11 protein-coding genes and 2 pseudogenes are annotated in these 13,803 nt (G+C 59.1%); all 13 read right to left on the reverse strand.

Annotated features, from left to right (window positions below; all coding sequences use genetic code 11):
• Window positions 1-47: 47 nt before the first annotated feature.
• The 13 genes and pseudogenes from KGL31_06290 to tpiA all read right to left on the reverse strand — a co-directional run bounded on the left by KGL31_06290 (window position 48) and on the right by tpiA (window position 13,754).
• Entirely contained in the window at window positions 48-944 is an 897-nt protein-coding gene (locus tag KGL31_06290) for a polysaccharide biosynthesis/export family protein (GenBank protein ID MDE2321514.1), read from the reverse strand.
• Window positions 945-1,303: 359 nt separating this feature from the next.
• Window positions 1,304-2,623 (reverse strand): hypothetical protein, encoded by a 1,320-nt coding sequence (locus tag KGL31_06295; protein MDE2321515.1) that lies wholly within the window; start codon window positions 2,621-2,623, stop codon window positions 1,304-1,306.
• 61 nt (window positions 2,624-2,684) lie between these two features.
• Entirely contained in the window at window positions 2,685-3,155 is a 471-nt protein-coding gene (locus KGL31_06300) for a response regulator transcription factor (protein MDE2321516.1), read from the reverse strand.
• A 362-nt stretch (window positions 3,156-3,517) separates the two neighbouring features.
• A complete protein-coding gene (locus tag KGL31_06305; GenBank protein ID MDE2321517.1) occupies window positions 3,518-4,171 on the reverse strand; it encodes a response regulator transcription factor in 654 nt (217 codons plus the stop codon).
• A gap of 254 nt (window positions 4,172-4,425) precedes the next feature.
• Window positions 4,426-5,151: a hypothetical protein gene (locus KGL31_06310; GenBank protein MDE2321518.1), complete on the reverse strand. Its 726-nt coding sequence runs from the start codon at window positions 5,149-5,151 to the stop codon at window positions 4,426-4,428.
• 77 nt (window positions 5,152-5,228) lie between these two features.
• A pseudogene (locus tag KGL31_06315) lies at window positions 5,229-6,041 on the reverse strand (hypothetical protein).
• Window positions 6,038-6,676 carry a hypothetical protein gene (locus KGL31_06320; protein ID MDE2321519.1) on the reverse strand — a complete coding sequence of 213 codons (639 nt, stop codon included), beginning with the start codon at window positions 6,674-6,676 and terminating at the stop codon, window positions 6,038-6,040. The pseudogene KGL31_06315 and the gene KGL31_06320 overlap by 4 nt, the downstream one beginning before the upstream one ends.
• Window positions 6,673-7,935, reverse strand: a complete 1,263-nt coding sequence (locus KGL31_06325) for a hypothetical protein (GenBank protein ID MDE2321520.1) — start codon at window positions 7,933-7,935, stop codon at window positions 6,673-6,675. The genes KGL31_06320 and KGL31_06325 overlap by 4 nt, the downstream gene beginning before the upstream one ends.
• Complete coding sequence (locus KGL31_06330; GenBank protein MDE2321521.1) at window positions 7,932-9,071, reverse strand: hypothetical protein; 1,140 nt, start codon at window positions 9,069-9,071, stop codon at window positions 7,932-7,934. Before KGL31_06330 ends, KGL31_06325 begins: the two co-directional genes overlap by 4 nt.
• A 13-nt stretch (window positions 9,072-9,084) precedes the next feature.
• Entirely contained in the window at window positions 9,085-10,887 is a 1,803-nt protein-coding gene (locus KGL31_06335) for a glutamate mutase L (protein ID MDE2321522.1), read from the reverse strand.
• A gap of 1 nt (window position 10,888) precedes the next feature.
• Window positions 10,889-11,212 carry a hypothetical protein gene (locus tag KGL31_06340; GenBank protein ID MDE2321523.1) on the reverse strand — a complete coding sequence of 108 codons (324 nt, stop codon included), beginning with the start codon at window positions 11,210-11,212 and terminating at the stop codon, window positions 10,889-10,891.
• A gap of 165 nt (window positions 11,213-11,377) precedes the next feature.
• On the reverse strand, window positions 11,378-11,749 hold the full coding sequence (gene secG, locus KGL31_06345) for a preprotein translocase subunit SecG (GenBank protein MDE2321524.1): 372 nt from the start codon (window positions 11,747-11,749) through the stop codon (window positions 11,378-11,380).
• Window positions 11,750-11,792: 43 nt separating this feature from the next.
• Window positions 11,793-13,754 (reverse strand): annotated as a pseudogene (tpiA, locus tag KGL31_06350) (triose-phosphate isomerase).
• Window positions 13,755-13,803: the final 49 nt, after the last annotated feature.

Raw genomic sequence — 13,803 nt, forward strand, 5'->3', positions numbered from 1 at the left:
CGCCCGGAATGACGAACTGGCTGAAACATATATGCCGTCACATATAATCAGTAAAATGATGCCCCAACGCCGAAACGGATGAACTCAAGGAACCCGAACCAGGCCGACTTGAACCCATGGCTGTTCACCAAAATTACGTCGTTTTTCATTACAAGAGGGCCTTTCTGACCCTGCTCTATCTCGTTGAGACTGACCTCAATGATCTGTTTCTTTTGTCCTTTAATCTCGCGAAATATCTTGACGCCCTCAAAATCTGCGATACGCGTAACACCGCCGGCTTCGATGATCGCTTGATCGACGGTGACCTCTCTCCCTTTCAAGAGATACGAACCAGGCTTCTGGACCGCTCCCCCTACAAAGAAGCTGCCCGCCTTAGGAACATGGACGACATCTCCGGACTGCAGGGGTGCGTTCAACTCCTCTTTTCCACCGACCAGCATCTCCTCCAGATTGATTTCGAGAACCGCCTCCTGGGTAGATTTCCCATTAGACCCAGTCTGGGGTTGCGAACCAGGTGGGTCCGGCAGACCCGGCGACTTCGCCGCCTTGCGGATCAGATAGACAACCTGGTCGGATTGCTCAGTGAGTCCTTCGGCCATCGCCAGCATATCCACGACCGAGCGCGGGCCGCTGACCTCAAAGACACCGGGCTTTTTCACGGCGCCGAAGACACTGATCCGATGGCTGTGATGTTCGAGCACAAAGACGCTGACTTGAGGATCCCGGACATACCTGGAGCCAAGCGCTGTCTTTATAACTTCTTCGAGCTCCATCGCACTTTTTCCACCAGCAGCCACTGTGCCCGCAAGCGGGAGCGTCATGAGTCCTTCCGCGCCGATTCTGGCTTTGATCTTGCTGAGTTCCGGGATATCGAAGACGGAAATCTCCAGAAGATCGCCTGTCCCCAACTTGTAATCGCCAGCCAGGCCATCTGGATTTGCCATGGCAAGGATCCTGCTGTTCAGTGCTAGATTGTCATGGTTCTCATCATGGGCCAAATTGGCGATCAGAGCTTCGGTCTTTGAAATCCCGGAACTTGTCGCGCAACCCGACGCAAGGAGGGCTGCTATCGCGCCCACAACGAGCATCGTACTCCGGACGCACGCAGTCCCGGTTTTGGGGGTTGATGGGGGGATGTTGCTATTTGAACCTCTGTACGGCATCCCTACAACCTCCTACCTTCGTGTCTTCGACACTCATCAGCTATTTTCACTACTTTAATTGTTGCAATAGACATGCCGTCGATACGCTACATCCCCCGCTCTCGTCCGTCTTCGGACTCATACGAACCGGTAGAACTCATCTAGGGGGCGACGTTGCTGGCGACAGGAGTGGATCCACCGCCACTGTGCAACACGCCGAGCGGCACTCCAATAGCGGCACCGCCTGCCGCACCCCCAGCTACCAAGGCCGCAATACCAGGCCCCGCGGGGACCAGAAATGCCGCAGCTAAGCCGCATTCCTCAACGACGACCCATCGTTTTTCAGGTTGTTCTTCCCAGGCCCAGGTAAAGTCTCGGTACAGCTCCTGATCCGGTCGCGGCGGTTCGGTAGGCGGAGATCCGAGTTGCACCTCCTGCCATCCGCCCCACACATCCGGTGGGTTCGAGGGATGCCACGCCCATACATAATCCGCCTTGGGAGCTTGGGATGGCGGATTGACTGGCGGCGGGAGCTTGGCGGTTTCCTCATTGGAAGCCCGACGGAACGGCGCAAACTGGCCGCACTCTCGCTTGGCGATGACCCACTGATCTTTCCACGCCCACGCAAAGCCTTCGCGCACCTCCTGCGCAGGCGGAGGCGGGGTCACCGGCGGGATGCCGAGCTTCATCTCCTGCCACCCACCCTGAACGTCTTGGGGGTGAGAGGGGTGCCATGTCCAAACGTTCTCAGGCTTTGGCGCCTGGCTGGGTGGATCGGTCGGCGGAGGAGCTTGCTGTCCACCAGGCTGAGCGGCCGCGTACTGCTTGAACGGGACCGCTCCCGACGATTGCGCAGCCACGGTCCGTACCTGCCCTTCTGTCAGTCGTTCTGTGACAGAGCCGTTCTGTGAGACAAGGAACGCTTCACCGGACAGCAGGCGGACTCGAGGAATCCCACCCTTCTGAGCCGTAATCACACCCAACGTGTCCCGTTGAGTCTGTGAACTCGTGCTGATACGGGTCGCCGCTGCGTGGCCGGTACCACCCGTAGTAATTGCGGCGGTCTGGATGAATCCACCCGGCATCACAAGTCGGGTAGACGATGAGGGTCGCAATCTAAACAGCACATTACCCTCTGCGATGCGTACGATCATGGACGATCCCATCATAGTGACCGCCAGTTCTGTCGTAGGACTGGCTTCCAGTCGGCTTCCGTCGAACAGGCCCAAAGCAACGGTTCCTGTTCTAGCCCTGACCAACGTCTTGTCGAATACGGGAAGCGTTCCCGAGCCCAACGCGATCCAGCCCTTGCCGTCGAAGGAGATCTGCGCGGGCGACGTCCCTCGGATTTCACCAAGCGGCTGATTGAACCGAGGTGTTGCCGCGATCGCTCCCGATATAAATACTGACAAGACGGCCGACGCGAGTATCGCAAACGCAAAACTCGCGCAACTTCTGCGGACTGTTCCAGAGGTCAACATTATCAATACCTCCTCTCTTCTCTTACGATCGAACGGCTCACAAAAAACTACCAACACTCACTTATGCGGGCGCCGGCTCCCCTTCGGTTGCCTGAAGGATCGAACCGGCAAGACCAATGAGGTGATCCAGCGCTTGCGCCAACACTCGCCGCCTGGCCCACACCTCCCCACGCTCCACAGCTCGGATCACCTTTTCCAGGCTGGTTCTCTCGCCTTTAACGATGTATCCTCTGGCCCCGAGTTCAAGTGTCTGCTGGATGATCTCTTCTTCGTCATGGCCGGAGCGAATAATTACTCTTGTGTTCGGGTTGAACCATCGAACCAGCCTGAGGACCTCGAAGCCATCGATCCCCGGCAGATCCAGATCAAGAATCAGTATGTCCGGGTCCAGCCGCGCGACGTCAGCAATCGCCTCCAGCCCGTCACACGCCTCTGCAGCAACTTGAAAGTCTGGCACGCATGCGAGCTGCTCCCGAGCCAGCTCGCGAAGCCCAGGATCATCCTCAGCAATAACGATTCGAATAGATGACATCGTCACACTTCCTTCTGATGATCCGTTGGATGACCCATGGACTCGCCAAGACATCCGGTCCAGCTACGCAATCCACACCTATCCTCCGTGTGTGCAACATGTCACATCTGTATGCGCAAGGTTCACGCCGTCTCCGACAGCGACCTTACAATCGCATGCGCAACACCCTCGCCATCCTTATATATGAAAAGATAAGTACGAAATCCCTTATTGGCAATCGGCTATTTAGCGTATTTTACCAAAAAAAATGGCCTAGGCCAGATATTACTCAAAACGTAAAATAGTTTTCCCTTTTTTAAAGAGAGTTTGTTTGAGATGTTGTGCAGGTGGGTGAGATGAAGTGCGTGGAGCGGTATCAGGGGTTAGCTGTTACGTTCTGCGATCCGATGGAGGGTGAGCTCCAAGCGCCGACTAATCTTTAACTTACTGAAAACATTGCTTAAATGGCTCTTTACCGTCTTATCGCTGATCCCAAGTCGAACGGCGATCTCTTTGTTCGTCATGCCCTGGATGACCCACCTGACGATCTCCTGCTCCCGGTCGGTCAGAGTCTCTTGCGTCTCCAGGAGGGGCGCATTCACCCCGTGCACTTTCCGGTACAAGTTCTCCAGCACATGTGTCAGGACTTTGCGATCCGCCCAGATCTCCCCGTTATAGGTGGCCCGGATGGCCCTGGCAACATCTTTGTGGCTGAGTGTTTTTTCCAAATATCCTTTCGCGCCAAGTTGTAAGGCTTGGATCATGAACTCATCGTCGGAAAATCCGGAGAGGATTAACACACGTGTCCGGGGAGATTTCTTGTGGATCTGCGGGAGCGCCTCAATACCTCCAAGCCCAGGCATCTGGATGTCCAGTAGCAGGATATCCGGTTGAAGCGTTTCAGCCATGCTGACGGCCTGGAGGCCATCAGCGGCCTCTCCGACCACGGAAATGGTCGACTCTTGCTCCAACAGCATCCGCAGTCCTTCTCGAAAAAGGGCATGATCGTCAGCGATGAGTACCGTAATCCGATTCATCCCCCTTCCCTCCCTACTTGGCTAAGCCATTAGCAATCGAGGAGTAGTGCCGCAACAGCCCTCTGTGTACTTAACCAATCAAAGAACCTACTAGTAATCCAAATGATAACATAATAAACCGAGCGCCAACTGTCAAGTCTTATCACAGTTCATCTAACCATCCATATCCAAACGTCAAAATGACACTATTTGTCCATACTATGACACTGTTGGTCGCTACTTTGTACCCTCCTCCTGTGCCTCACCAAGTGAACCTACTGAGCAGGAGGCTGTGAGCGCGTGCGGCTACGCTCCCACATGAACAGGCCAAAGGCGATTATGCCGAGAAGCACCAACGAGGCATAGCCGAAGTCGCGGGAGGCAAAGAGGATCAGATCATCGAACCGGCCGATGAGGAGCGACATTCTGGCCATGACCGTATAGCCAAAGCCGGCGCCGAAGTTAATCATGAGGAAATAGATGCCGATTCGTGCTGCGACTTGGATCGGTCCCTTGTGCTCGATGGAGAAGAAGAAATAGACCAGCACCGTGACGACGCCGACCAGGATCAGCAGGGTATTGATCTGCGCCATCCCGAAGGAGGACTGCCCGGCATTCAGGATCGGCCTTAATGTCCCCTGCACTTGCTGAAGGATGTTGGAGGAGATGATGCGGGGAATGGCGACGCCGGAGCCGAAACCCACGATCACGGCAAACGAGATCCGGCTCAGCCAGCTCACTTTCGGGATGAAGCGGGTCAGGACCAGGAGACCCAGGATAGCGGCGATCAGGAACCACCATTTCCCTTCCTGCATCACCGGAGCGTAGAGGCTTTTGACCATCACATCGTAATAGATCCGGACGATGGTGTACCCCATCGAGATTCCAACGTAGAGATGCTCACCAAATCGGAAGAACGGGTTATCCTTATACAGGAAGCTGAACATGCACAGAGTGAGACCGGCGGCCACCCAGGCGCCGAGCAGGACAGAAGGCGTCATCAGCGTCTCGCCTCTCGCGGCGAGCCGGGCACACTAGACCCACTATGGGTACCCGCTGAGGGCCGGATCCCCAATCGGGGCGTCAGGAAGTACAGGAGATTGCAGAGCAGAATCAGGCCGATAATGATAAAATGCGTGGCTGATTGCGCGTCCATCCCGGCCACCGCCTTCCCCTTCATCCCGATCAACGTTTCGTACTCGGCTGCCCCGCGCAACCCGCCGATCAGGCCGTTGATCTGCCCGGTATCGAGGAATGGGTAGAGGCCTGGCGCGATCACGGCCGTCACGCCGCCCCCCAACTCGAAACCGTACTTCTCCTTACCATACAGGTACCAGCTTTCGACGCCGGGGGTCCCCGCGGCCAGACTGACCACGTAGTTGACCTGCCTCAGCGATTTGACCCCTTGCATGACCGGCAGGTCCGCAGTCCGCTCGCCATAGTGGTCGGTCGGAAAGGCGGCAGCCAGGTCCTGGCCCATGTTGATGATGACGTTGGTCCCGCCTGGCGAGTATCCAAGGAAGGTGTAGTCCACGCCTCGTCGTTTCCCGTGCTCGCTTGCGATCCCGCTCACTACCTTTTCGGCCATTCCCGTTCCTGTCACCCAAAGCGTCATCCCGACGACCCGCAGATTCCGTTTGAAGGCGTGATTAAGCAACGCGACCGCCATCGGATAGAGTTCCGGTTTGGAGGCCGGATCGAAGTCCAGCGACAACAAAAATACCGATCCCGGCGGAAGCGACTCGATGTAGTCGTAGACTCGCCTGACCTCTGGCGAGATCCGGATCGGAAAGCCGATCGGACGCAAGAGCGGGATCAGCGTGGCAAGCGCGACCAGGACGAAGATCACCCGACGATCCAGCCGCAGCAGCTTGCGGGCCAGCTCCCTCAATCTCGGCCCCCCAGGTACGATCGCTCGATCCCGAAAATAATCTTGATCGAGGTGGCGATTCCACCAAGGCTGATTCCGATGATGATCCCCCGCCTGGCTGCCGTGTTGAGGACGTTCAGAAGCCAGCCGGCTATAGGCCCTGCAGCAGGAACCAGATACTCACCCAACGGCACGCGACCGAACATCATCAGGACCGCCGCCACCAGCAATACGGCTGCCTCTTTACTCCTGGCCCGAAAGGCGCGGAATGCAGCGGAGGCTACGAAGAATCCGAGCATGGAAAACATCGTTCCCTGAAGCGCAAGCAGGGCATACGTGTAGATCCAACCGAAACCTGTCCCCTCCTCCTGTCCTCCTGACCATAATCCTACCGCGACCGTGGCCAGCATCGAGAGATAGACCACCAGACTGTACCCCCAGCCGGCGACCCGTGTCCGGATCTTCGCATAATGGACGTGGCACAGGCTGGCGATCCCCAGGATCATCGCAAATCCGAGGATGATCCGCAGCCAGACCGAGACCTCGGTGAGCGCCGCTTCCGAGACCGGGTGGGGAATGTAATACTGGAGGGCAGCCGCCACACCAAACACGAAGGTCAGTATCAGCGGGAACGTCCGCCGCAGAAATAGTGTCATTTGAAATCCCGGAACAGTTGCAGCAGCGGCACAAACGCCTCAGGCCCGACAAGTCCGCCGATGGTGGCAAGGACGGTCCCGATCACCATAGAGAGCAGCAGAAACGCTTTTCCCAGATCCTGCCCCCGCAAGGTCCCAACCAGTACCGGCTCGCGCGAGAGGTACGCGCTCGCGGCGTACAGCTCCTCGCCGATCAGTGTGTAATCGCAGGTCGTAATGAAGAAAGGCAGTTGCAGATCGGCGTCGGTCCCGGCGATCTGGATCGCCCCGGTCCCGGCGCCGGTCTCTGCCAGCAACAGCGCCTCAGCATAGTAAAAGCCCATGAAGAAATTAGCTGCCGGCCGCTCCCGGAGCATAATACCGTTCACCGCGGCGGTGTAGCTGAACTGATCGTTGGTGATGAAGAAGTTGGAGTCATCACGATAGGCATCGGGTCGTCCAGCCTCCAGGTATGACTCCTTGACGATCTCCTGACAGATGGCCATGACGATCGGGTCCCGATGCGGCACCTGGAGCTGCGTATCGTACGCCGCCGTCTTCTTCGCAACCTGCCCAAGGATCACCGTCGCCGCAATAGTCGAAAGACTCGACATATCGTCGGAACCGGTAAGGTAGAGGATCGGCCGTCCCATCTCGGTCGCACGACCGATCGCCTCCTCCACCGCATCCAGACCCGGAATCCGGCGCAGGAAGATAGCGGGATGTCGCTTAGCCTGGGCAATCGCAAACAGGACAAGAGCGGAGAAGAGAACCATTAGCAGAAAGTTGTTCGCCTTTGCCAGGTTGAAAAAATTTGGCGCCGGGACGGCGGATTGCACCGGCCCTTCAATCGTCTGCATCCCGCCTGCCTGGCCGGCAGACAGGTCGGTCGCCGCCACCTTGAAGAAGTAAGTCCGGCCGTTCTCGAGGCGGAGATCTTGCGTCGATTTTACCTGGTAAAAGTGATACGCCTTGCTCCGATCCCAGCTCCACCAGGGGCGATCAACATCACTCTTGTAGTGGGTGTCGGCAGCAAACTCGGCGAGTCGCGTAAAGGGTCCTTGCGCCTGATCGGCTATGTAGATTTGATAGCGAACTGTCGGTCCATCGAACGGGGCTGCCCGCCACGACAGTCCGATGCTGCCCCCGCCATCGCCGGGCATATCGAAGGCCTCGAACTGCTCGGGAGGGGAAAGGGATAAGGCGAAAGTGGAAGGTGGAGGGAGGAGGGGAAACAGGACGAAAAGAACTGCGACGGCAAGAGCGCGCACGATGCTCACGCTTCCAGTAGTTCTACGTTGGCGCGAGGGACGACGATCTGCTGCCCGTCGTCAAGCTCCGCTTCCAGAACGCGGACCTTGCTTCCCGTGGCCAGCAACCGAAGGTTCGCCGGAAGGGCGGATACTTTACAAATCCGGCCAAAATACGGCTCCCGGATAATCCTGATCTGATCGCCGACCTGCAGTCCGCTTCCCACGCCTGCGGTCTCATCCGCTGAAGGCTGAAGGCTGAAGGCTGAAGGCTCCCCCATCGGAACAATCACCTCGGGCCTGATAACGCCGGCCCGGATCTGCGTCGCTCCTGAGCAGGATGCGCGCCGGCCGACCTTGGATGACAGGAGGTCGAAGGTTCGCCGAGCCATGGCAATTCGGCCAAATCCTTCGGTAATGATCAGCGTGAGACCAACCTGTTCAGTTCCGGTGATGGCAACGCCAAGGTCCCGCCCGAGGAGCAGTTTCAGATCGAGGTCGTGGATACCGCCTACGACGACAGCGGCCACCCCCGCCTGCTTTGCCCTGGCAAAGCCGTCCCGACCGATCAGCGAGCCGCCCACGAGGATCGTCCCCCGGTGCGCATCGGTAATCCGCTCCGGCGTGAGTTCGTCCTCGCGGTTGTCGACAGCGACTGCGATCGTGCCCACAGCCTCGCCGCCGATGCCGAAAATCCCCTGCACCAGACTGCACGCCGTCTCCACGGTGGCTCCCTGACCCGGGATGGTCTCAACCACAAGGCCGTCGAGATAGGCCGTCAAGGCCAGTGGTCTTGGCGGTTCTCTCAGGAACACCTGCCCGGTCACCTCGGACACGGTCTCGATCGTTCCGGTGATCGGGGAAGGGACCTGGGTCTTCAACCATTTGATGAGTGGCTTATTTTCGGCCAACGGCTCCCCGGCGCGGACCGCATCGCCCTCTTTTTTTTGCATGTAGCGCCGGACCTCCTGCGGAACGATCCCCAGCAGGTTGACCACATTCACCGCGTGGACCTTGCCCGGCAACTCGGTCTGAGCAATCACCGTAGCAGCGGTGACCGCCTGCCCCTGGTGGACAAGCACCTGCCCCGGAATCGGCAAGATCCGCCGCTTCCGAACCACGGTCTGCGGCGCCATACGCAAGCCTGGTGTGTATGAATGAGCCATCACTCAGCAGGGATTAGGGGTTAGGGGATAGGGTGTATGTAGGATACAGATCCATTGCTGCTGCCCAGTCACGCAGTTGGGTAACTCGCTCCGATTCCTCCTCTGCCAGGTAGAGCGGCCGTCCTCTGGCATCCAAGATCAGCCCGACTACGCCGCCTTTTACCTTCACCGTCACCGGCTTCCCCTTCCCGGCCCCCAGATCAAAGCCCTTCGACGGCTCCGCCAGAAGTTCGGCTTCTGCTCCGGTGGGAAGATCGAGGCAAAGAATCTCCCCGAAGCGAAGCGTACCCTGCGCTTGCCGACCATCTGGAAATCGGGCGGTATATGCGAAACACGGCTCGCCGCGCTTCGCCCTCCCCTCGGCGGCCAGGCAACTGCCCAGTGGAACCAGACAATCTTTCAGAAAAACCTCAGTGGCGGCTCGCTCGTTGACCTGGGACAGCACACCGAGGTGCGGCATCATGAAGATACTGTCTACTGCGAGTTGCGTCAGTCCAAGCGGCTGGTAGGCGTCGATCATCATCATCATCGCCTGAACGCGGCGCGGCGCATGGGACAGGATCCCGCCGCTCCCGATGATGAGATCGATCCGGTAGAGGTCGATGAGGCTCTTCCCGCCCTCTTCCTGCTCGAAGGCATCCGCGATGGTTCGTTCCTGCTGAACACCCTTCAGACTGACGGCCAGCGCCTTGTGTTGGTCAAAGGCAAGACGGAGTGCCTCCCGAGCGATCGCCTGCTCCAGGGCCAGATCCGCCAACGTCTGAGGGATCGTGGTGGGGCGGATCATCTTATTCTTGATCCGATTCCGCAGCTCCTGCTCTGCAATCGGTTCGACCAGCCACCGTTCGATCTTTTCGATACCGGCCTCGGCCAGGACATTACTTACGCTATAACTCATCCCCAGATTGGCGCTGACTGTGCGGGTAAACTGCCCGTCCATCACTGAGAACACATCCGTTGTGGCACCGCCGATATCCACACCCAGCAGGTTCAACCCCTGCGCCTTTGCCGCCTGCTCCATGATGAGGCCGACGGCGGCGGGCGTCGGCATGATCGGCGCACCCGTCCACCCCATAAGCGTTCCGTACCCCGGCGCCTGAGCCATGACATGCTCGAGAAACAGGTCGTGGATCGTGTGGCGGGCCGGTCCGAGATTCTCCCGCTCCAGGATGGGCCGGATGTTGTCGGTCATGACGAGGGCCGTTCGATCGCCCAGAATCTCCTGAACCCGATTCCGCGCATCTTTGTTTCCGGCAAAGATAACCGGAAGCTTAAAGCTCCCGCCGAGCCGAGGCTTCGGATCGGCCGCCCGGATATACTCCGCCAACTCAACCACGTGTGAGATCGTTCCGCCATCGGTCCCGCCCGACAGCAGGATCATATCGGGCCTCAGCACCCTGATCCGCTCGATCTTCTCATGGGCAGCCCTGCCATCATTGCCGGCCAGAACGTCCATGACGATGGCGCCGGCGCCAAGGGCGCACCGTTGGGCGCTCTCCGCCGTCATGGCCATCACTACGCCCGCCACCATCATCTGGAGGCCTCCACCGGCGCTGCTCGTGGAGACGTAAAGATCAACACCGCGGCCCTCCTCGGCAGGCGTCAGAATCTTCTCCCCATCCAGGATCTTCCGCCCCGACAGCTCCTCCACCTCCTGAATGGCGTTCAGCACCCCGCGCGTCACATCGTCGAATGGAGCCTCTACGGTGGTCGGGGACTCGCCGCGGAAGGTCTGACGGTACTCCTCCCCCACCTTCTCGATCAGAATCGCCTTGGTGGTCGTGCTCCCGCAGTCGGTGGCCAGGATCGCCGTCATCTCATGACTCACGGCGCCCGCCCTCCTCCATGAGTCGAAGCCTGTCGATAAAAACCGCCGGAGTCTCTTCCCGTTCCAGCACGCGCGCCAGCCGTTCAATGTCGTCAGGGGAGGCGACCATGCCCATGATCGGTGTCAGGGCATGGATCAGTTGACTTGCAAGGAAACCAAGTGGGACGAGAGACTCCACCAGGAATATGGCAGGGGTTACAAGACCGCGATCCGCGAGAAGGCGGGCAAAACGATCCAGCAACGCAAGATCTTCCGCGTCGAGCCGGCTGTCTTGCCCGCGGAGTGCGAAGGCATGGGCGAAGCCGCGGCGCAAGCGGGACCGGGCCCTCGACCAGCGGCCCCTATAAGTTGAAACCTGGGGAACTACTGAAGGAGTCGCCATAGACCAACAACCCTGCGCTGCAAATCGTGAACGCCTCTTTCGCCGGAAGATATGGTTCGGCGAAGAATCAGGGGTGGCGGGCCTAGGGACATCGAGCTACTTAGCGGCTGAAGGGACCTGCCCCTGCGGCGTCTGTCCGGCTGGAGACGTTGACGGCGCTGGAACACCGGTCGGAGGAGATGCGGGAGCCGGGGCGGTCTGCTTGACCCGTTCCTCTGTAATCACCGAGGAAGTACCCCTGCGCTCCGACAAAATAGTCAGTAAGAGCGAAGAGACCATAAAGAGCACAGCCGCCGCCAGCGTCAGCTTACTCAAGAAGGTCGCCGCGCCGCGCCCACCGAAGACGGTCTGACTCGAGCCGCCGCCAAATGCGGCGCCAATATCGGCGCCCTTGCCGCTCTGAAGGAGCACAATCACGACGAGTACCACTGCAATAAGCAGATGCAAAACGGAAAGCGCGATGATCATTCATGCCTCCTCAAATACCTTATACCCTCAACCCTCTGCACTGTTATCTTCTGGCAGCTTTTGCGATCGCCGCGAACGAATCGGCCTGTAAACTTGCCCCGCCGACCAGTGCGCCGTCGATCTCAGATCGCTCCAGCAACTCCTTGGCGTTCTCCGGCTTGACACTTCCTCCGTAGAGGATACGGATATCGGACGCGATCTCGGCATCGAACAGCATGGCGACGGTCTTGCGGATATGGGCGTGCATCTCCTCAGCCTGGCTCGGGGTGGCCGTCTTGCCTGTGCCAATGGCCCAAACCGGCTCATACGCGAGGACGAGCCGTTGAACCTGCTCAGGCAACAGCCCCGACAGCGCCCCCTTAAGCTGTGTCTCCACAACAGCGTACGCGCGACCCGCCTCTCGCTCGGTGAGGGTCTCACCTATACAGATGATCGGCCTAAGGCCGCTTGCCAAGGCAGCACGGCTCTTTTTATTCACCCACTCATCGGTCTCTCCGAAATACTGGCGTCGCTCGGAGTGGCCGATGATGACATAGCGGCACCCGATATCCCGGAGCATCTCGGCCGATACCTCGCCGGTATAGGCCCCCTCCTTTGCCCAATGCAGATCCTGCGCGCCAAGGCCTATCTTTGACCCGGCAACGACCTGGCCGACCGCAGCAAGCGCCGTAAATGGAGGGCACACCACCAGCTCCGGCCCATCGAACGACCACAAAGCCTTTACTACTCCCTCCGCCAAGACGATAGCCTCTGAAGGAGTTTTATACATCTTCCAGTTACCGGCAATGACTGGGATCCGCACCCTCTCTCCTATCCCCTAGCTCTTATCGGTAAGCGCGGCGATGCCCGGCAGTTCCTTCCCTTCCAGAAACTCCAGAGATGCGCCCCCTCCCGTAGAAATATGAGTCATCCGGTCAGCAACTCCAGCCTGGGCCACAGCGGCGGCCGTATCACCGCCACCGATCACTGAATGCGCACCCGAGGTCGCGACCGCCTTGGCCAGAGCAAACGTCCCCTCCCGGAACGGCAATAGCTCGAAGACGCCCATCGGCCCGTTCCACAGGATCGTTTTTGCGCGCTCAACCTCCCGAACAAACCGGCTGATCGTCGCGGAACCGATATCAAGACCCATCGAACCGATCGGGATACTCCCCTCCACCTGCCGGGTAGGCGCATCTGCGTCGATTCGCTCGGCAATCACATGGTCACTGGGCAGATGGATGGCCACATTCGAACGGCCGGCCTGCTCCATCGTCTCCTGCGCGACCTTCAGTCCGTGGGCCTCTACTCGAGAGCTCCCCACTTCGTGGCCTTGAGCCTTCAGGAACGTATAGGCCATGCCGCCGCCGATCAGGAAACCGTCCACCTTCGGGAGCAGATTGGCCAGGACACCGATCTTGTCCGACACCTTCGCGCCGCCAAGGATGGCGATGAAGGGGCGCGCGGGGTGGTCGAGCAGCGCCCCGAGCTGTTTGAGTTCCGTTTGCATGAGAAAACCGCATGCCGACTGCTTGACGAACCGTGTCACGCCGACAGTGGAGGCATGAGCGCGGTGCGCCGTCCCAAAGGCGTCGTTGACGTACAGGTCACACAGCTCCGCCAGCGCCCTGGAGAACGCCTCATCGTTCTTTTCTTCCTCCGGATGAAAGCGGCAGTTCTCCAGCATGAGCACATGCCCCGGCCCCATCCTGTCGATCCGGGCCTTCACCTCCGGCCCCACGCAATCCTCGGCCATCTCTACCGGAGCCCCCAGCAATGCAGCCAGCCGCCGTGCCACCGGCCCGAGGCTGAACTGCGGGTTGGGGCCGCCCTTGGGCCGGCCAAGGTGGGAGATGAGTATGACCTTCGCCCCATGTCGGACCGCGTAGCCGATGGTCGGAAGGGCCGCGCGGATGCGCGTGTCGTCGGTAATCATTCCCTGCTCGTCAATCGGGACGTTGAAATCGACGCGAATCAGGAGCCGCTTGCCCTGAAGTTCCAGGTCATCGATGCATAGCTTAGCCATATCACTCACGGTGCAAAAGGAGATTGGAACTTACTACCGCAACAGAAAT

This window comes from Candidatus Methylomirabilota bacterium (assembly GCA_028870115.1).
Classification (GTDB): domain Bacteria; phylum Methylomirabilota; class Methylomirabilia; order Methylomirabilales; family Methylomirabilaceae; genus Methylomirabilis.